Raw genomic sequence first — 17,095 nt, 5'->3', positions numbered from 1 at the left:
TTCGGTGGCACACCAGGGAGGTGCGGGATGAGATACCAGCGCATGGTCGTCACCTCGCTGCTCCTCGTGACGCTGTACCTGACGATGCCGACCGCAACCGCAGACGTGGCCCTGATTCTCGTCGCGGCGCTGGCAACGCTGATGCTGCTCGCGCACCGTGTCGATGTTCCGGCACTGCTGCGCCTGCTGCCGAACGTCGGCCCCGCCGCAGAAGAACGCCATCTGCGAGGCTCTTTCCGGCGTCAACATCGCCCGGATGCTCCGGGCCGCCCACAGCCACGAGCACCCGGTGCACTGGTGGGGGCGCTGTAGCTCGACAGTTCCCCCACGCCTTCGCAATCCGTTGTCCGCGAGGCTGTCCCAAGGAACTCAAGATGCTCGATTCTCGAACCCTTCACCTGGCGATTCGACGCTACGCCGGGACGCTGGTCGGCGTCCTCGCCGTCCTGCTAGTCGTCTTCGCCGTCGTCGACGCACAACCCGCCGCACAGATAGCGATGTTCGGTGCGCTGGTCGCGGCGTCCCTGGTCGTCCTCGGTGCGCGGTGCGACCTCGCCGTGATCGCACCGCTGTCGTTGTGCGCCGCAGGCGCGGACGGGCGGCGGCTTCGGGGATCGTTCCGCAGGCAACAGCAACCCGATGCGCCCGGTCGCCCCATGCCCAGAGCACCCGGTTCGGTCCACGGACCGGACCGGTGGCTCCAGTTCTCCTGAGCCACTGCGAGATCCGGTCGAGACGCCAACCGACCGACTTCTCTCACAGTGAGGTGCTCCACCATGCTCGATGTCGTCTACTATCCCGTCTCCGCGGTGCTGTGGTTCTGGCACAGAGTCTTCGGGTCCGTGCTCGGCCCCGACAACGGCTTCGCCTGGGCGTTGGCCGTGATATTTCTGGTCTTCACGCTTCGTGCGGTGTTGATCAAGCCGTTCGTCAGTCAGATTCGTTCCCAGCTCGCGATGAAGAGGCTCCAACCACAGATCAAGGCCGTGCAGAAGAAGTACTCCGCGGACCGTGCTCGACAGGCAACCGAAATGCGGAAGTTGCAGCAGGAACACGGTTTCAACCCCTTGATGGGGTGCCTGCCCCTGCTGGCGCAGGGCCCGGTGTTCATCGGCCCGCTGCACGTGCTTCGCTCGTTCAACCGTACCGGCACCGGATTCGGTCATCTCGGTATGACGGCGCAGGAAAATGCGAACACCGCGAACTACGTCTTGAGCGCCGCCGATGTGCAGTCCTTTCTCGACGCGCGGCTGTTCGGTGCGCCGATCTCTGCTGCTATGAACAGCTCGCGCGAGGTTCTGGAGGCATTCGGCCCGTTCGGGGGAGTGCCGTCGGTGTTGAGCATCGCGCTCGTCGCGGTCCCGTTGATGATCGTCGCTGCGGTGGCCACGCATCTGAACTCGCGGGCGTCCGTCGCTCGGCAGGACGCAGCGGCGCTGGCAAACCCGCAGACCGCGATCATGAACAAGCTCGTGCTCTGGGTGTTCCCGGCAGGCGTGCTCGTCGGTGGGCCGGTACTTCCGGTTGCGGTGTTGCTGTACTGGGTGAGCAACAACATCTGGACCTACGCCCAGCAGCACCTCGTCTACCGACGCATCGATCGAGAACCGACTACCTCGCCGGAGGTGACATCGGCGGTCACCGCCCCCAAGCCCGGGGCCAAGCCGAGGCATCCTTAGCAACCTCGCCGGAGGTGCCGCCGACGGAAGGCGAGCAGCCGACTGTCGGTGGGCTCGGCTACCGTCGTCGGCGTGCCGATCACTGTTTCCACTGTCAACGTCAACGGAATTCGCGCAGCTGTTCGCAAGGGCATGCTGCCATGGCTCGAGGCCACCGATGCCGACGTCATCTGCCTGCAGGAAACCCGCGCCAACGACGGGGAACTGACCAAGGCGTTGGCCCCGGCCCTCGATGCGGGCTGGCACCTGGCCTCGGCCGAGCCGTCCGCGAAGGGACGCAACGGGGTAGCCCTGCTGTCGAAGGCGGCTCCCGATGCGATTCGCACCGGCATCGGTGCCGCCGAATTCGCCGATGTGGGTCGCTACATCGAAGGCGACTTCGGCGATGTCACCGTGGCGAGCCTGTATCTGCCGTCGGGCGAGGTGGGTACCGAACGCCAGGACGAGAAGGAACGCTTCATGGCGGCGTTCGCGAAGTATCTGGCCAAGACGGCCAAGGCCGCGAAGTCCGAAGATCGCGACGTGGTGGTGTGCGGTGATTGGAACATCGCCCACACCGAGGCCGATCTCAAGGCATGGAAGACCAACCGCAAGAACTCCGGCTTCCTGCCCGAGGAACGCGAGTGGTTGGCGCGGTTGCTCGCCGAGAAGGCACCGTGGACCGACGTCGTACGGGCTCTGCACCCGGGCGTCGAAGGTCCATACAGCTGGTGGTCCTACCGCGGCAAGGCCTTCGACAACGACGCCGGGTGGCGGATCGACTATCAGTTGGCCACGAGCGATCTGGCCGAGCGCGCCAAGGAAGCGATCACCGAGCGGGCCGAGGCGTACGACCAGCGATGGTCCGATCATGCTCCGGTGACAGTGCGCTACCGCTAGAGCGGAGCCTGCGGAGTGACCCGTGTTGGCTAGGCAGGGAGTTGGTGTCGATGGGGTCGTGAAAAGATTGCGGTATGTCTTCTTCCGACTCCATCGACACTCCGCAAGGTCCGCGTCGGAGGGTGCTCTCCGGCATCCAACCGACTGCGGATTCGTTCCATCTCGGTAACTACCTGGGTGCGGTGCGGAACTGGGTGGAGTTGCAGGACGAGTTCGACGCGTTCTATTTCATTCCGGACCTGCATGCGATCACCGTTCCGCAGGATCCCAAGGAGCTTCGCCGCCGCACCCGGGTGGCCGCGGCGCAGTTGCTCGCGGTAGGGATCGATCCGGAGAAGTCGACGCTGTTCGTGCAGAGTCAGGTGCCCGAGCATGCGCAGTTGGCGTGGGTTCTGAACTGCATCACCGGATTCGGCGAAGCAGCGAGGATGACGCAGTTCAAGGACAAGTCCGCCAAGCAGGGTCGCGATCACACCAGCGTCGGGCTGTTCACCTACCCGATTCTGCAGGCCGCGGACATTCTTCTCTATCGGCCGAATCTGGTGCCCGTGGGCGAGGATCAGCGGCAACACCTGGAGCTGACGCGCGATCTGGCGCAGCGTTTCAACACGCGATTCAAGAAGACGTTCGTCGTGCCCGATGCGCACATCATCAAGGGCACCGCGAAGATCTTCGATCTACAGGATCCCACCGCGAAGATGAGCAAGTCCTCGTCGAATCCGGCGGGCATCGTCAACATTCTCGACGATCCGAAGGTGTCGGCCAAGAAGATTCGGTCGGCAGTGACGGACAACGAACGCGACATCGTGTTCGATCCGGAGAACAAAGCGGGCGTCAGCAATCTATTGGTGATTCAGTCCGCGCTGTCGGGCGTGAGTATCGACGATCTCGTTGCCGGGTACGCGGGCAAGGGCTACGGCGACCTCAAATCCGACACCGCCGACGTTCTGACCGAGTTCGTCGTTCCGCTGCGGGAGCGGATGGACGGGTTCATGGCCGATGTGGCCGAACTCGACCGCATCCTCGCGTCCGGTGCGCATCGAGCCAGGGAAGTGGCGAGTCGAACGCTTGCTCAGGTGTACGACCGGGTGGGTTTCTTGCCGCCTGGCGCATAGCATTTTCGACACACCGGGTTTCGCTGTGCTGCGATGCGGCGACACCATCCGACAGCAGCCGACAACAGCGAGAAGGCGAGTGCCATGCCAGATTTCAAGGCGATCCTCGACGACCGGCGCAACCGGTGGCCGTGGCTCGATCACACTGTTGTCGCTGCGCAGCGGTACCAGGGTCAGAAGGGCGACTACTACGCGGCCGGCATGACGTACTTCAGTGTGCTGGCCCTGTTCCCGCTGCTGATGGTCGCATTCGCGATCGCCGGGTTCGTGCTGGTGAATCAGCCCGAGTGGCTTGCCGAGATACAGTCGCAGATTGCCGAGAACGTGCCGGGCAGCTTCGGCGAGACGATCAACTCGCTGATCCAGACGGCCATCGAGTCTCGGACGAGCGTCGGCATCATCGGTCTGCTCGGTGCGTTGTATGCGGGTCTCGGTTGGATCGCCAACCTGCGTGAAGCACTGACCGCCATGTGGGAGAGCCAGCACGAGCAGGGTGGTTTTCTGGCCACCAAGGCCAAGGATTTCGCCGCGCTGCTCGGGCTGGGGACCGCACTGGTGCTGTCGTTGGCGTTGTCGGCACTCGCCGGAGGTGGCCTGATGCGCAGCATTCTCGAGTGGGCCAATCTCGATTCCGTTCCGGGAGTGGGCGTCGCACTGCGCGTGTTCTCCGTTCTACTTGCGCTGGCGGGTACCTGGGCGTTGTTCACCTGGGTGATCTCGAGGCTGCCGCGCGAGCCGGTGTCGTGGCGCAGCGCAGCCAAAGGTGCGCTGCTCGCTGCCGTCGGATTCGAGATCTTCAAGCAGCTCGGTGCCCTTTACCTGGCTTCGGTGACGAGCGGTCCTGCGGGCGTGGTCTTCGGACCGATCATCGGTCTGCTGGTGTTCGTGTTCACGACGTCGCGTCTCGTGTTGTTCTCCACGTCGTTCGCCGCGACGACTCGAGAAAGCTTGGCCGAAGCCCACGTTCCGGCCCCGGAGCCGGCGGTGATCAACACGAGGGTCGAGGTCAGTGAGGGGCGGGGCGTCACGGGCGGTCTGGCTCTGGTGGGTGCCGGTGCCCTCGCAGCTCTCGGTTTCGCGGGACTGCGCAACCGGCGTCGCTGATCAGCGGTTGCGCGACAGACGCCGAGCGCCCCACAACAGCCCGATCACCACGATCGACCCGAGGACACCGATCGCGATGCGAACGACGGTGTCGCCCTGGGCCTGCATCTCGGACTGGCGGGAGCTCGAGCCCGACGCCGATGCGGGTGGCTGGGCAAGTGTCGGCGTGGTCTCGGGCGCGCGGGTGCTCGTCACCGCGGACGTCGATTGCGGCTCCACGAGCTCGCCGACGCCGCGGCTCGAACCGAGAGCGAACCCGTAGTCCAACAGGCGGGCCGCTTGCTCCCACGGCCGGATCGGCAGCACGTCTCCCTTCATGATCGTCACGACGAGGCGTCGACCGCCCCGCTCTGCTCCTGCGACGAACGTCTGGCGCGCATCGTCGGTGTACCCGGTCTTGCCGCCGAGTGCGCCCTCGTAGTTGTAGAGCAACTGATTGTCGTTGGAGAGGGTGAACCCGGGCCGGTCCTGGTCGTCCGGGATCGTGGGATCCTTCGGGTAGCCGGGGAACTGAACCGTCTCGGTCGAAATCAGTTGCGCGAAAGTCGGATCACGCATGGCCGCGCGGTAGATCAACGCCAGATCGTAGGCAGAGCTCGCCATGCCGGGACCGTCGAGACCCGACGGCGTGGCGGTGCGCGTATCGAGCGCACCCAGTTCTGCGGCCTTGGCATTCATCTTGTCCACGGTGGCCGCGTCCCCGCCCAGCTGCCTGGACAACGCATGCGCTGCATCGTTTCCCGATGCCATCACCAGTCCCTGCATCAATTGGAGATTGGTGTACACACCGTTTTCGCCGATGCCGACGGCACTGCCCTCTGCATCGGCGTCCTCCGCGGTCGCGGTGATCTGGGTATCCAGGTTCAGCTCGTCGAGGGCAACGAGTGCGAGCAGCACCTTGATCGTGCTCGCCGGCCGATGCCGCCCGTGCGGATCCTTGGCGACCAGAACGGAGCCCGAGTCCATGTCGGCCACCACGAACCCGGTGGCCGAGATGTCCGCGGGCAACGGGGGAGCCCCGTCCGGCAGTACCGCTCCACACTCGGCGAGCCGATCCCCGCCGACGGCCTCGGCGGGAATCGGGAGTGGTTGCGGGGCAGTGCTTCCAGGGGCCGGTACCTCGGACAGGTCGATCGCAGGGGGCGGTGATGCGGCGAAGGGGCAGCTGTCGGTGTCGGGCGTCGTGAACGGCGGTGTCGTCGTCACCACCGGTGGCTCGGCGGCAGGTTGTGCCAGAGCCGGTCCACAGCCGAAGCCGACGAGAATCATCGACACTGCCGACGCGGCCAACCACACTCGAATCCTTTTCATCGCGAATCACCATAGGCGCTCGGGGGTCGGTCGACGTGGCGACCCACCGGCGCGCGTCGCCCGAACGACCACTCCGATCCTCGTCCCGACATCGCCAGCGGCGACGACCGAATGCAGGCCCTCGCGCAGCGGCCCGCACCCGCCACCAGAATGAGAACTCGCTCATGTTGTCTTCCTTCGGTTCTCACGTTCGACAGCGATCGTTAGGTCATCACCGAAACGGTGGCCCACAGAACTCGAATCGAAGGAGCAGTCATGAGAATGCCGGCAAAGTTCATGATCGTCGGTGCAGCAGCCGTTGTCGTCACCCTCGGAAGCGTCGGCGCACTCGCGATCGCCGACGACGGCCCCGCCCAGCAGCGGCCGTCGTCGATCTCGGTGGAACAGCCTCTGTCGGAGGCAGATTCGGCCTCGAACCCGCCGGCAGCGCCCCAGCAGCCCGCAACGACCCGGATCTCGGACGACCGTTACGACGACGACTGGGACGACTGGGACGATCGCAACGACGACCTGGACGACCGTTACGACGACGACTGGGACGATCGCGACGATGACCTGGACGATCGCAACGACTGGGACGACCGCGACGATGACCGGGACGATCTGGACGATCGCAACGACGACAACGACGACGATCAGGACGACGACAACGACCGGGACGACTGAGACTCGAGCAGTGGCGTCGGCACCGGCCGACGCCATTCATGTCTCGGACAGTCGGTACCCCATTCCGCGGACGGTCTCGATTCGTGTGGCACCGAATTTCGCCCGGAGGTAGCGGACGTAGACGTCGACGACGTTGGAGCCCGGGTCGAAGTCGTAGCCCCACACCTGCGACAGGAGTTGCTCTCGCGAGAGGACCTGGCCCGGGTGGCGCATGAAGGTCTCGGCGAGGGCGAACTCACGGGCCGACAGGTCGACAGTGCGGTCTCCCGCCACAGCTCGTCGAGTACGCAGGTCCAGGGTGAGGTCGGCGACGGTGAGCTGAGTGGTGTCGACGGTTCTCTTGGTGCCCAGGCGAACTCGGATGCGCGCCAGCAGTTCCTCGAACCGGAACGGTTTGGCCATGTAGTCGTCGGCGCCGGTCTCGAGACCGGACACCACATCGTGGACGCTGGCGCGGGCAGTCAACACGATCACCGGTATCTCGCATTGCTCTCCGCGCAGTCGCTGCAGTACCTCGAAGCCGTCCATGTTCGGCAGACCGATGTCGAGTACCACCAGATCGAAGTCACCGCTGCGGGCGTGTTCGTAAGCGGATCTACCGTCGGAGACGGTGGTCGTGCTGAAGCCGCTCGCTCGGAGCCCCTTCTGGACGAACGAGGCGATGCGGGGTTCGTCTTCGGCGATCAGGATGCGGGCCATGGTCGATCTTTCTGCGAGGGAACGGAATCGGTCAGTGGGATCGTGATGGTGAACGTGGCACCGTGCCCCGGTGCGCTGCCGACACTCACCCGTCCGCGGTGGGCCTGTGCGATGGCGGTGACGATGGACAACCCGAGCCCCGCGCCCTCGGTGCGTCTGGTTCCGTTGCGCCCGCGGGCGAAGCGCTCGAAGATTCGTTCCTGCTCGTCGCGCGCGATTCCCGGGCCCGAGTCGGTGACCCAGAACCGGATGTCACCGTCGGACAGTTGGGATCCGATGCCGACGCGACTGCCGGGCATCGTGTGGTGGGTTGCGTTGTCCGCCAACGCCAGCAGCGCCTGGGTCAGCCGTTGTGCGTCGACCGGCGCGTGGACGGTCGCGCTGGCCTCGAGCACCCATTCCCGGTCGGCGAGGGAGGTCACCTTGTCGAACACGCTTCGGGTGAGCGCGTCGACATCGGTGACGACGGGGTTGACGAAGCTCGTCTGGTCGGCTCGGGTGAGCAGCAACAGGTCCGCGACGAGCCGGTTCATCCGATCGAGTTCGTCGTCGACGAGCGCGACGGTATCGCGCACGTCGACGGGGTCGTCGTGGTCGAGCACGTCGAGATGGCCGCGGACGATGGTGATGGGAGTGCGGAGTTCGTGGCCCGCGTCGTCGAGAAATCGGCGTTGACTGGCCGCGCCGGACTCGATCCGATCGAGCATCGAGTTCAGTGTGTCGATCAGGGCTCCGATGTCGTCGCCTCGACCCGTTGTTCTGGCGTCGGTGATTCGGCCGGACAGGTCGGTCTCGGTGATCGTTCTGGCGGTTGCGGTGATGTGTCTGATCGGCGACATGATGCGGCCCGCGACCAACCACGCCCCCACTGCCGCCAGCACCGAGGTGACGCCGCCGACGACGAGCATCAAGGTCGCGGTCTCGTCGGCGGAGGCGCGTTCCTGATCTGCGAAGTACGCGGCGACCACGACCCCGGTCACCGGGTCGCCCGCCAGCGAGACCGGCACCGCGAGGTACACCACTTCACCTGCGGCGCTCGAGTACGAACCCTCGACGGGCGCGGTGACGGTCCCGACTTCGGCGGTGAAGCCGTTGTCGTCGGACAGTCGCACCGGTGCCTGCTGCCTGCTCTGCACGGCGAACACGCCGTCCACGTAGCCCAGGAACTTCTCGTTGGGGCGGGCGAGGTTGTAGGTGATCACCACGCGGAGCACGTCGTTGATGTCGTCGAACGGTGCGCCGGTTCCGGGATCGACGCCTGCGTCGGTGAGGGTGGTGAACTCGGCGATCTCGGTGCGCAGCGATTCGCGCATGCGGTTGTCGGTGGCGCGGATCATGAGCAGCCAGGTGGTGACGGTGACGGCCGCCAGAGACGCCAACACCAGCAACAGGACCCACGAGAAGATGCGGCTCCTGGCGCTGGTCGGGCGTAGGGCAAGCAGTCGCGTCCGCATCACGTGGTCGGTCTTGCAGCAGGATCAGTCGTCGTCATCGTCATCCCAGTCGTCGTCGAAGTCATCGTCCCAGTCGGCAGGCGGCAGCGGCGGCGGGGGCACGAATCCGTCCGGTGCCACCGGCTGTGGCGCGGCGGTCGGCGCGGTGCTGGGCGCGGGCTCGCCCGGCTGTGGTGCACCGGGAACGGGTTGCGGAGTACCCGGGGCGGATTGCACGGGTGCGGCGGGTGCGACTATGGGTGCGGGCAACGGGGTCTGCTCGCCCGTCGATCGAGTCGTCAGCAATGCCACGACGAGCACGCCGAGCGTGAGCAGACCCAGGGCCGAGACGATGATGGTTCGCACACGGTCGAGTCTGACGACGGCGGATTGTGGCTACGTGAATCGGACATGAGAGTTCTCTCATGTCGTCCGAGGTCCCGTGCTGCTCCGAATACTTGTCGGCTGTTCGAGAGGAAATGCAATGAGGGTTCGGCAAAGGCGCGGACCGATCGCGGTCGGCGCGATCTGTGCGGTCGCGGCACTGACGGTCGCTGCCTGTTCGAGCACCGGTGGTGCTCCTCGATCGTCCGACGACGGAAGCAACGCGGGAGTGGCAAACACTCCGTCGGCGACGATCGCGATGATCACGCACGAGGTTCCCGGCGACACCTTCTGGGATCTGGTTCGAAAGGGTGCCGAGGCCGCCGCGGCCAAGGACAACATCGAACTGCGCTACTCCGCAGATCCCGAAGCGCCCAACCAGGCCAACCTCGTCCAGAGTGCGATCGACTCGAAGGTCGACGGTATCGCGGTCACGTTGGCCAAACCCGACGCGATGGCCCCCGCCGTCGAGGTAGCGACCGCCGCGGGCATACCGGTCGTCGCGTTCAATTCCGGTTACGAGTCCTGGAAGGACATGGGAGTCCAGCAGTACTTCGGCCAGGACGAGACCATCGCCGGCGAGGCCGCGGGTGCGCGGCTCACCGATGACGGCGCCCGCAAAACTCTGTGCATCATCCAGGAGCAGGGGGCGGTCGCCCTCGAGGCTCGCTGTGCCGGCGTGACGCAGGGCTTCGGAGGCACCACCGAGATCCTGAACGTCAACAGCGAGGACATGCCGTCCGTCGAGTCGACCATCACTGCCAAGCTGCAGCAGGATCCGACCATCGACCACGTCATTGCCCTCGCCGCTCCGATCGCGCTGACTGCGGTGCAGTCGAAGAACAACGCGGGCAGCGACGCCACGATCGTCACGTTCGACACCAACGCCGCACTCGTCGACGCGATCGAGTCGGGCGACGTGGCGTGGGCCATCGATCAGCAGCCCTACCTGCAGGGTTACCTGGCCGTCGACTCGCTGTGGCTCTACCTCAACAACGGCAACACGATCGGCGGCGGAACCCCGGTGCTGACCGGGCCCGCGTTCATCGACTCGACCAACATCGACGCGGTCGCCGAGTACGCCCGCAACGGCACACGCTGAGTGCGTCGCTTCGGCGCGGAAGGAAGAGCATGTCCACACAGGCCGATCCGGCTCTGTCCGAACACACCGTGATCACCGATGAGCGGATCAAGAAACAGAAACCGTTGCAGCGGTTGCTGATTCGCCCGGAGATCGGTGCCCTGTTCGGTGCGGTCGCCATCTTCGTCTTCTTCTGCATCGTGGCACCACCGTTTCGATCACCCGAGGCTCTCGCGACCGTGCTGTACGCATCCTCGACCATCGGCATCATGGCGATCGGGGTCTCGCTGCTGATGATCGGCGGAGAATTCGACCTCTCCACCGGAGTCGCGGTGACGTTCTCGTCGATCATGGCCTCGATGCTGGCCTACAACCTGCACCTCAACGTGTGGACAGGCTCGGCGCTGGCGCTGGTACTGGCACTGGCGGTCGGTTTCCTCAACGGATACCTGGTGATGACGACCAAGATTCCGTCGTTTCTGATCACGTTGGCGTCGTTTCTGATGCTCACCGGCGTCAATCTCGCCGTCACCAAACTCGTCACCGGCCAGGTCGCCACTCCGTCCATCTCGGACATGGAGGGATTCGACTCGGCCAAGGCCTTCTTCTCGTCCTCGTTCTCGCTGCTGGGGGTCTCGGTCCGCATCACCGTCGTGTGGTGGATCGTGTTCACGCTCGCCGCAACCTGGGTGCTGATGAAGACCCGGGTCGGCAACTGGATCTTCGCCGTCGGCGGCAACCAGGAATCGGCGCGTGCCGTCGGCGTCCCGGTCACGAGGGTCAAGATCGGCCTGTTCATGTTCGTCGGCTTCTGCGCCTGGTTCGTCGGCATGCACCTGCTGTTCGCCTTCGACACCGTGCAGTCCGGCCAAGGCGTGGGCAACGAATTCCTCTACATCATCGCCGCCGTCATCGGCGGCTGCCTGCTCACCGGTGGATACGGTACGGCTGTCGGTGCGTTCATCGGTGCGTTCATCTTCGGCATGACCAATCAGGGCATCGTGTACGCAGGCTGGAACCCGGACTGGTTCAAGTTCTTCCTCGGCGCGATGCTGCTGTTCGCAGTGATCGCGAACAGCTCCTTCCGCAACTACGCGGCGAAAAGGTGACCATGACGTCTTCCGCGAACACGCCCCTGATCGAGCTCAAAGGCGTCGGTAAGAGCTACGGCAACATCATCGCGCTGCACGGGATAGACCTGCGTGTCGGTGCCGGTGAGGTCACCTGCGTGCTCGGTGACAACGGCGCAGGCAAGTCCACTCTGATCAAGATCATGTCCGGTCTGCATGGCCAGTCGGAGGGGGAACTGCTCGTCGACGGCAAGGCGACAACGTTCGGCTCGCCGAAGCAGGCCGTGGAACAGGGCATATCGACGGTCTATCAGGACCTCGCGGTCGTTTCCCTGATGCCGGTGTGGCGCAACTTCTTTCTCGGCCAGGAGCTGCGCAGGGGCAAGATTTTCAAGACCCTGGACACCCACGCCATGCGCGCGAGAACCATCGACGAACTGCGCAAGATGGGTATCGATCTGCCCGACGTCGATGCCCCCATCGGCTCACTGTCCGGCGGTCAACGTCAGTGCGTGGCCATCGCTCGCGCCATCTTCTTCGGTGCGCGAGTGCTCATTCTCGATGAGCCGACCGCCGCTCTCGGCGTCAAGCAATCCGGCATGGTTCTCCGATACATCTCCGCGGCCAGGGAGAAGGGCTTCGGCGTCGTGTTCATCACCCACAATCCTCACCACGCGTACATGGTCGGAGACCACTTCGTCCTCCTCGATCGCGGACGTCAGACGCTGGACTGCGCGCACGACGACATCTCCCTCGACGATCTCACCAAGGAAATGGCGGGCGGCGACGAACTGGAGACCCTCTCCGACGAACTGCGTCGCTGACCGGTCGGCGGCCGCGGGCCCATGCGTGAGAATCGCGCGTGGCGGGTAGAAGACCGATAGCGGTGCCCGATGGAGGTGCCAGACGAAGGAGCCAACATGAGCGAGCACGAGCCCCTCGGACCACTGTCGCCGGACTATCTCGAATCCGATTTCTTCGGATATCAGAGCATGCTCGACGACGCCGAGATCGAGGTGGTCCTGCGTACCCGTCGGTTCCTGCAGGACGAGGTCGCGCCGAGGGCGAACGAATTCTGGGAGAAGGCCACCTCTCCGGTGCACCTGATGCCGAAGATCGCCGAACTCGAAATCGCCGGTCTCGGTTACGCATTCGAGGACCGCAAGGCCTCACGCAAGCTGCTCACCGGCTGGCTCGAAATGGAGTTCGCGCGGGTCGATCCGTCGACGGGAACGATGTTCAGCGTGCACAGTTCGCTGGCGATGAGCAGTATCTCGATTCTGGGCTCCGAGGAGCAGCGCGAACGGTGGTTGCCTGCCATGCGTCGAATGGAGAAGATCGGCGCGTTCGGCCTGTCCGAACCGCACGGTGGCTCCGATGTCGCAGGCGGGCTGGAGACCACTGCCCGCCTCGACGGTGATCACTGGATCCTCAACGGCAGCAAGCGGTGGATCGGCAATGCCACCTTCGCCGATCTGACCATCGTTTTCGCCAAGGACGAGGCCGACGGTGAGGTCAAGGGCTTCGTCGTGGAGCAAGGATTCGAAGGCTTCCGGGCCGAGAAGATCGAGGGCAAGTACTCGCTCCGCGCGGTGGAGAACGCCGACATCCATCTGGAGAACTGCCGAGTCCCGGTCGGCAACAAGCTTGCCGAGGCCAACTCGTTCGCCGACACTGCGAAGGTGCTTCGGCTGACGCGCGGGGGAGTGGCCTTTCAAGCCGTGGGCGTGATGATGGGCGCGTACGAGCGGGCCGTGGCGTATGCGCGCGAACGCGAACAGTTCGGATCTCCGATCGCCTCGTTCCAGCTGATCTCCGACCTGATCGCCCGCATGACGGCGAACATCACTGCCGCGCTCGGGATGGCGATTCGTGTCGCTCAGTTGCAGGACAACGGCGTCCACCAAGACGAGCATGCGGCGCTCGCGAAGACGTTCTGTACGACGCGGCTGCGCGAGACGGTGGGTTGGGCCCGAGAGATCCTGGGCGGCAACGGAATTCTCATCGAGCACGACGTCATCAGATTCTTCGCCGATGCCGAGGCCCTGTACTCCTACGAGGGAACCGCGCAGATCAACAATCTGATCGTCGGACGCGGAGTGACCGGATTCGGCGCGTTCGTGTGACGTAGAACGTCGAAAGGCCCCTCCGCGTGTGCGAAGGGGCCTTTCGACTGCGGGGGGAGTTGTCAGCGTGCGAAGAGCAACGCTCGCTTGACTTCCTGGATCGCCTTGGTCACCTGGATGCCGCGAGGGCATGCGTCGGTGCAGTTGAAGGTGGTGCGGCAACGCCACACACCCTCGACGTCGTTGAGGATGTCCAGACGCTCGGTTGCACCCTCGTCACGGCTGTCGAAGATGAACCGGTGTGCGTTGACGATGGCGGCCGGACCGAAGTAGCTGCCGTCGCTCCAGAACACGGGGCACGAGGTGGTGCAGCACGCGCACAGGATGCACTTGGTGGTGTCGTCGAAGCGGGCGCGGTCCGCAGCGGACTGGATCCGCTCTCGGGTCGGCTCGTTGCCGGTCGTCATCAGGAACGGCTTCACGGCGCGGAACGCGTCGAAGAAGGGTTCCATGTCGACGATGAGGTCCTTCTCCACCGGCAGACCCTTGATGGGCTCGATGGTGATGTTCAGCGTCTTCGACGAGTCCTTGGGGAGCATGTCGCGCATGAGCACCTTGCAGGCGAGACGGTTGACACCGTTGATCCGCATCGCGTCGCTGCCGCAGACACCGTGTGCGCACGAACGACGGAACGTCAGGGTGCCGTCCAGGTAGCCCTTCACGTACAGCAGCAGGTTGAGCAGACGGTCCGTGGCCAGTGTGGGGACCTGGAAGGTGTCCCAGCGCTGACCGTCACCGCTCTCGGGATTGAAGCGCGCGATCTTGAGGTTGACCATCACCGCGCCCTCGGGGACGGGTGGCAGATCGGACTCGTTGGACTTCTTGTCCAGGGTGGGTGCGCTCATGTCAGTACTTCCGCTCCATCGGCTCGTAGCGGGTTTGGATTACCGGCTTGTAATCCAAGCGGATCTCGGTGAGCAGACCTTCGCCCTCTTTGTAGGCCATGGTGTGCTTCATGTACTCGGCGTCGTTGCGCTCGGGGTAGTCCTCGCGAGCGTGTCCGCCGCGCGATTCCTTCCGGTTGAGTGCACCGACGACCGTGACCTCCGCCATTTCGAGCAGGAAGCCGAGTTCGATGGCCTCGAGCAGGTCGCTGTTGTAGCGCTTGCCCTTGTCCTCGACGGTGATCTTGTTGTATCGCTCTTTTAGGGCGCGGACGTCCTTGAGTGCCGTCTCGAGGCGCTCCTCGGTACGGAACACCGAGGCGTTGTTGTCCATCGACTGCTGCATCTCGGTACGGATGTCGGCTGCGCGCTCGTGTCCGTGGTCGGAGAGGATCAGCTCCAGCCAGTCCTGCACCATTTTCGCCGGCTCCTCGGGGAGCGGGGTGAAGTCGACCGAGTTCGCGTACTCGGCCGCCGCGATGCCGGCACGACGTCCGAAGACGTTGATGTCGAGCAGCGAGTTGGTGCCGAGACGGTTGGCTCCGTGCACGGAGACGCAGGCACATTCGCCGGCCGCGTAGAGGCCGGGGACGATGTCCTCGTTGTTGCGCAGAACCTCGCCGCGGATCTTCGTGGGGATGCCGCCCATGACGTAGTGGCACGTCGGGTAGACGGGCACCGGCTCCTTGACGGGGTCGACACCGAGGTACGTGCGAGAGAACTCCATGATGTCCGGGAGCTTCTCGTCCAGAACTTCCTCGGGGATGTGCGTGACGTCGATGTAGACGTAGTCCTTGTTCGGGCCGCCACCGCGTCCTTCGAGCACCTCGAGCACCATCGAGCGCGCGACGATGTCGCGGGGCGCGAGGTCCTTGATGGTCGGTGCGTAGCGCTCCATGAAGCGTTCACCCGACTCGTTGCGCAGGATTCCGCCCTCACCGCGCACGGCCTCGGAGATGAGGATGCCCAGGCCTGCGAGACCTGTCGGGTGGAACTGGTGGAATTCCATGTCCTCCAAGGGAAGGCCCTTGCGGAAGACGATGCTCATGCCGTCACCGGTGAGGGTGTGGGCATTGGAGGTGGTCTTGTAGATCCGGCCCGAGCCTCCGGTGGCGAAGATGATCGACTTCGCATGGAAGATATGCAGCTCACCGGTGGACAGCTCGTAGGCGATGATTCCGGTCGCGACGGGACCGTCGTCGGTCTCGGTCAGACACAGATCCAGTGCGTAGAACTCGTTGTAGAACTCGACGTCGTGCTTGACGCAGTTCTGGTAGAGCGTCTGCAGGATCATGTGGCCGGTGCGGTCGGCCGCGTAGCACGCACGACGCACGGGAGCTTTGCCGTGATCGCGGGTGTGGCCACCGAAGCGCCGCTGATCGATCTTGCCCTCGGGTGTCCGGTTGAAAGGAAGGCCCATCTTCTCGAGGTCGAGAACCGCGTCGATGGCTTCCTTGGCCATGATCTCGACCGCGTCCTGGTCGGCGAGGTAGTCGCCGCCCTTGACGGTGTCGAACGTGTGCCACTCCCAGTTGTCTTCCTCGACATTGGCCAGGGCGGCACACATGCCACCCTGGGCTGCGCCGGTGTGCGAGCGCGTGGGGTAGAGCTTGGTCAGTACGGCTGTGCGAGCACGGGGTCCGGCCTCGATCGCAGCACGCATACCGGCACCGCCTGCGCCGACGATCAGTACGTCGTAACGATGTTCCTGCATGTAAGCGTCAGTGTCCTTAGCTCGCCGTGATGTTGGGATCGAACGTGAAGATGACGTACGTGCCGACGCCCATGATGAGGATCATCGACAGCACCAGCAGCGTGGTCAGCCAGAATCGCGTCGAATCCTTGCGGGAGTAGTCCGCGATGATCGTGCGCAGGCCGTTGCCGCCGTGCAGCTGCGCCAGCCACAGCATCGTCAGGTCCCAGAACTGCCAGAACGGGCTGGCCCAACGACCGGCGACGAAAGCGAAGTTGATGCGGTGCACACCGTCGTCGAGCATCAGCATGATGAACATGTGGCCCAGGACGAGCACGACGAGTGCCAGGCCGGAGAAGCGCATGAACAGCCATGCGTAGAGCTCGAAGTTGCCCTTGCTCTGCCGCCGCGGCGAACGTGGGTTGGCCAAGCTGGCCGGACGGTCGTAGTTCGTGCCGAGGACTTTGGCCTCGGGACCCTGCGTCGACATCAGTGACCACCCGCCGTGAACATGTTGTAGAAGATTCGTCCCGCGCCGGGGATCATGACGACGAGCCAGATGACTGCGATCGCCCACAGCATCGGCTTCTGGTACTGCGGTCCCTTGGACCAGAAGTCGATCAGCATCACGCGGATGCCGTTCAACGCGTGGTACAGCACTGCCGCGACGAGGCCGATTTCCATCAGGCCGACGAGCGGGGTCTTGTAGGTCTCGATGATGGCGTCGTACGTCTCGGGGTTGACCCGAACCATCGCCGTGTCGAGAACGTGGACGAACAGAAAGAAAAAGACCAGAACGCCTGTGATGCGGTGCAGAACCCAGGACCACATGCCCGGGTCCCCGCGGTACAGAGACCGCTTGCGCTCCTTGACCGGAGCGACTTCCGTCGTGCTACTCATCGAGTGCAATGCCTCCAACGTCGTTGGTGGACGCATCGAGCCCCGGTGGCCGGTCTTGCCTGGCTCGATTT

Annotated in this window: 19 protein-coding genes; 11 read left to right on the top strand and 8 right to left on the bottom strand. The window is 64.5% G+C overall.

Going from position 1 to position 17,095, the window contains the following annotated elements:
• Nucleotides 1-27: 27 nt before the first annotated feature.
• From CH291_RS00445 to yhjD, 6 genes are all read left to right on the top strand, one after another.
• A complete protein-coding gene (locus tag CH291_RS00445) occupies nucleotides 28-312 on the top strand; it encodes a DUF6412 domain-containing protein (RefSeq protein ID WP_068051721.1) in 285 nt (94 codons plus the stop codon).
• Nucleotides 313-374: 62 nt separating this feature from the next.
• The gene (locus CH291_RS00440; protein ID WP_068051718.1) at nucleotides 375-713 is read left to right on the top strand and encodes a DUF6412 domain-containing protein; all 339 of its coding nucleotides are present in this window, start codon (nucleotides 375-377) and stop codon (nucleotides 711-713) included.
• Between the two features lie 63 nt (nucleotides 714-776).
• Complete coding sequence (gene yidC, locus CH291_RS00435; RefSeq protein ID WP_094686441.1) at nucleotides 777-1,679, top strand: membrane protein insertase YidC; 903 nt, start codon at nucleotides 777-779, stop codon at nucleotides 1,677-1,679.
• Nucleotides 1,680-1,811: 132 nt separating this feature from the next.
• On the top strand, nucleotides 1,812-2,558 hold the full coding sequence (locus CH291_RS00430; protein WP_373455098.1) for an exodeoxyribonuclease III: 747 nt from the start codon (nucleotides 1,812-1,814) through the stop codon (nucleotides 2,556-2,558).
• A 74-nt stretch (nucleotides 2,559-2,632) separates the two neighbouring features.
• A complete protein-coding gene (gene trpS, locus CH291_RS00425) occupies nucleotides 2,633-3,673 on the top strand; it encodes a tryptophan--tRNA ligase (RefSeq protein WP_094639022.1) in 1,041 nt (346 codons plus the stop codon).
• Nucleotides 3,674-3,757: 84 nt separating this feature from the next.
• A complete protein-coding gene (yhjD, locus tag CH291_RS00420; RefSeq protein WP_094686494.1) occupies nucleotides 3,758-4,777 on the top strand; it encodes an inner membrane protein YhjD in 1,020 nt (339 codons plus the stop codon).
• Here yhjD and CH291_RS00415 read toward each other — a convergent pair whose 3' ends face one another.
• On the bottom strand, nucleotides 4,778-6,088 hold the full coding sequence (locus CH291_RS00415) for a D-alanyl-D-alanine carboxypeptidase family protein (protein WP_094686440.1): 1,311 nt from the start codon (nucleotides 6,086-6,088) through the stop codon (nucleotides 4,778-4,780).
• 255 nt (nucleotides 6,089-6,343) lie between these two features.
• On the opposite strand from CH291_RS00415, the gene CH291_RS00410 reads away from it, so the two are divergent.
• Nucleotides 6,344-6,754 carry a hypothetical protein gene (locus tag CH291_RS00410; RefSeq protein WP_094686439.1) on the top strand — a complete coding sequence of 137 codons (411 nt, stop codon included), beginning with the start codon at nucleotides 6,344-6,346 and terminating at the stop codon, nucleotides 6,752-6,754.
• Nucleotides 6,755-6,790: 36 nt separating this feature from the next.
• On the opposite strand, the gene CH291_RS00405 is transcribed toward CH291_RS00410, so the two are convergent.
• Genes CH291_RS00405 through CH291_RS00395 form a run of 3 tightly spaced genes read right to left on the bottom strand, consistent with a single transcriptional unit; the run spans nucleotide 6,791 to nucleotide 9,252 of the window.
• Nucleotides 6,791-7,453, bottom strand: a complete 663-nt coding sequence (locus CH291_RS00405) for a response regulator transcription factor (RefSeq protein WP_094686438.1) — start codon at nucleotides 7,451-7,453, stop codon at nucleotides 6,791-6,793.
• Complete coding sequence (locus CH291_RS00400) at nucleotides 7,438-8,907, bottom strand: sensor histidine kinase (protein ID WP_094686437.1); 1,470 nt, start codon at nucleotides 8,905-8,907, stop codon at nucleotides 7,438-7,440. Before CH291_RS00400 ends, CH291_RS00405 begins: the two co-directional genes overlap by 16 nt.
• Before the next feature lie 24 nt (nucleotides 8,908-8,931).
• Nucleotides 8,932-9,252, bottom strand: coding sequence for a hypothetical protein (locus CH291_RS00395; RefSeq protein ID WP_068051693.1), 321 nt, complete (start codon nucleotides 9,250-9,252; stop codon nucleotides 8,932-8,934).
• A gap of 118 nt (nucleotides 9,253-9,370) precedes the next feature.
• On the opposite strand from CH291_RS00395, the gene CH291_RS00390 reads away from it, so the two are divergent.
• The 4 genes from CH291_RS00390 to CH291_RS00375 all read left to right on the top strand — a co-directional run bounded on the left by CH291_RS00390 (nucleotide 9,371) and on the right by CH291_RS00375 (nucleotide 13,547).
• Nucleotides 9,371-10,372: a substrate-binding domain-containing protein gene (locus tag CH291_RS00390; RefSeq protein ID WP_094686436.1), complete on the top strand. Its 1,002-nt coding sequence runs from the start codon at nucleotides 9,371-9,373 to the stop codon at nucleotides 10,370-10,372.
• Between the two features lie 29 nt (nucleotides 10,373-10,401).
• The gene (locus CH291_RS00385; RefSeq protein WP_094669656.1) at nucleotides 10,402-11,460 is read left to right on the top strand and encodes an ABC transporter permease; all 1,059 of its coding nucleotides are present in this window, start codon (nucleotides 10,402-10,404) and stop codon (nucleotides 11,458-11,460) included.
• A gap of 2 nt (nucleotides 11,461-11,462) precedes the next feature.
• Nucleotides 11,463-12,245, top strand: coding sequence for an ATP-binding cassette domain-containing protein (locus tag CH291_RS00380; protein ID WP_068051706.1), 783 nt, complete (start codon nucleotides 11,463-11,465; stop codon nucleotides 12,243-12,245).
• 96 nt (nucleotides 12,246-12,341) lie between these two features.
• On the top strand, nucleotides 12,342-13,547 hold the full coding sequence (locus CH291_RS00375; protein WP_068051685.1) for an acyl-CoA dehydrogenase family protein: 1,206 nt from the start codon (nucleotides 12,342-12,344) through the stop codon (nucleotides 13,545-13,547).
• Nucleotides 13,548-13,609: 62 nt separating this feature from the next.
• Here the strand turns inward: CH291_RS00375 and CH291_RS00370 are convergent, their stop codons facing one another.
• Genes CH291_RS00370 through sdhC form a run of 4 tightly spaced genes read right to left on the bottom strand, consistent with a single transcriptional unit; the run spans nucleotide 13,610 to nucleotide 17,024 of the window.
• Entirely contained in the window at nucleotides 13,610-14,392 is a 783-nt protein-coding gene (locus tag CH291_RS00370; RefSeq protein WP_008718029.1) for a succinate dehydrogenase iron-sulfur subunit, read from the bottom strand.
• A gap of 1 nt (nucleotide 14,393) precedes the next feature.
• Nucleotides 14,394-16,145 (bottom strand): succinate dehydrogenase flavoprotein subunit, encoded by a 1,752-nt coding sequence (gene sdhA / locus CH291_RS00365; protein ID WP_032397463.1) that lies wholly within the window; start codon nucleotides 16,143-16,145, stop codon nucleotides 14,394-14,396.
• 16 nt (nucleotides 16,146-16,161) lie between these two features.
• The gene (locus CH291_RS00360; RefSeq protein ID WP_032397462.1) at nucleotides 16,162-16,614 is read right to left on the bottom strand and encodes a succinate dehydrogenase hydrophobic membrane anchor subunit; all 453 of its coding nucleotides are present in this window, start codon (nucleotides 16,612-16,614) and stop codon (nucleotides 16,162-16,164) included.
• A complete protein-coding gene (sdhC, locus tag CH291_RS00355; RefSeq protein ID WP_082898767.1) occupies nucleotides 16,614-17,024 on the bottom strand; it encodes a succinate dehydrogenase, cytochrome b556 subunit in 411 nt (136 codons plus the stop codon). The genes CH291_RS00360 and sdhC overlap by 1 nt, the downstream gene beginning before the upstream one ends.
• Between the last annotated feature and the right edge of the window lie 71 nt (nucleotides 17,025-17,095).

Origin of the sequence: Rhodococcus sp. 14-1411-2a, assembly GCF_002259485.1 — a bacterium.
GTDB lineage: Bacteria > Actinomycetota > Actinomycetes > Mycobacteriales > Mycobacteriaceae > Rhodococcoides.
The sequence above is the reverse complement of the archived record's forward strand: the minus strand, read 5'-3'. Positions and strand labels throughout refer to the sequence as shown.

Coding starts and splice junctions, on each gene's coding strand:
- CH291_RS00445 (WP_068051721.1), top strand. CDS start 28: ATGAGATACCAGCGCATGGTCGTCACCTCGCTGCTCCTCGTGACGCTG.
- CH291_RS00440 (WP_068051718.1), top strand. CDS start 375: ATGCTCGATTCTCGAACCCTTCACCTGGCGATTCGACGCTACGCCGGG.
- yidC (WP_094686441.1), top strand. CDS start 777: ATGCTCGATGTCGTCTACTATCCCGTCTCCGCGGTGCTGTGGTTCTGG.
- CH291_RS00430 (WP_373455098.1), top strand. CDS start 1,812: ATGCTGCCATGGCTCGAGGCCACCGATGCCGACGTCATCTGCCTGCAG.
- trpS (WP_094639022.1), top strand. CDS start 2,633: ATGTCTTCTTCCGACTCCATCGACACTCCGCAAGGTCCGCGTCGGAGG.
- yhjD (WP_094686494.1), top strand. CDS start 3,758: ATGCCAGATTTCAAGGCGATCCTCGACGACCGGCGCAACCGGTGGCCG.
- CH291_RS00415 (WP_094686440.1), bottom strand. CDS start 6,088: ATGAAAAGGATTCGAGTGTGGTTGGCCGCGTCGGCAGTGTCGATGATT.
- CH291_RS00410 (WP_094686439.1), top strand. CDS start 6,344: ATGAGAATGCCGGCAAAGTTCATGATCGTCGGTGCAGCAGCCGTTGTC.
- CH291_RS00405 (WP_094686438.1), bottom strand. CDS start 7,453: ATGGCCCGCATCCTGATCGCCGAAGACGAACCCCGCATCGCCTCGTTC.
- CH291_RS00400 (WP_094686437.1), bottom strand. CDS start 8,907: ATGCGGACGCGACTGCTTGCCCTACGCCCGACCAGCGCCAGGAGCCGC.
- CH291_RS00390 (WP_094686436.1), top strand. CDS start 9,371: ATGAGGGTTCGGCAAAGGCGCGGACCGATCGCGGTCGGCGCGATCTGT.
- CH291_RS00385 (WP_094669656.1), top strand. CDS start 10,402: ATGTCCACACAGGCCGATCCGGCTCTGTCCGAACACACCGTGATCACC.
- CH291_RS00380 (WP_068051706.1), top strand. CDS start 11,463: ATGACGTCTTCCGCGAACACGCCCCTGATCGAGCTCAAAGGCGTCGGT.
- CH291_RS00375 (WP_068051685.1), top strand. CDS start 12,342: ATGAGCGAGCACGAGCCCCTCGGACCACTGTCGCCGGACTATCTCGAA.
- CH291_RS00370 (WP_008718029.1), bottom strand. CDS start 14,392: ATGAGCGCACCCACCCTGGACAAGAAGTCCAACGAGTCCGATCTGCCA.
- sdhA (WP_032397463.1), bottom strand. CDS start 16,145: ATGCAGGAACATCGTTACGACGTACTGATCGTCGGCGCAGGCGGTGCC.
- CH291_RS00360 (WP_032397462.1), bottom strand. CDS start 16,614: ATGTCGACGCAGGGTCCCGAGGCCAAAGTCCTCGGCACGAACTACGAC.
- sdhC (WP_082898767.1), bottom strand. CDS start 17,024: ATGAGTAGCACGACGGAAGTCGCTCCGGTCAAGGAGCGCAAGCGGTCT.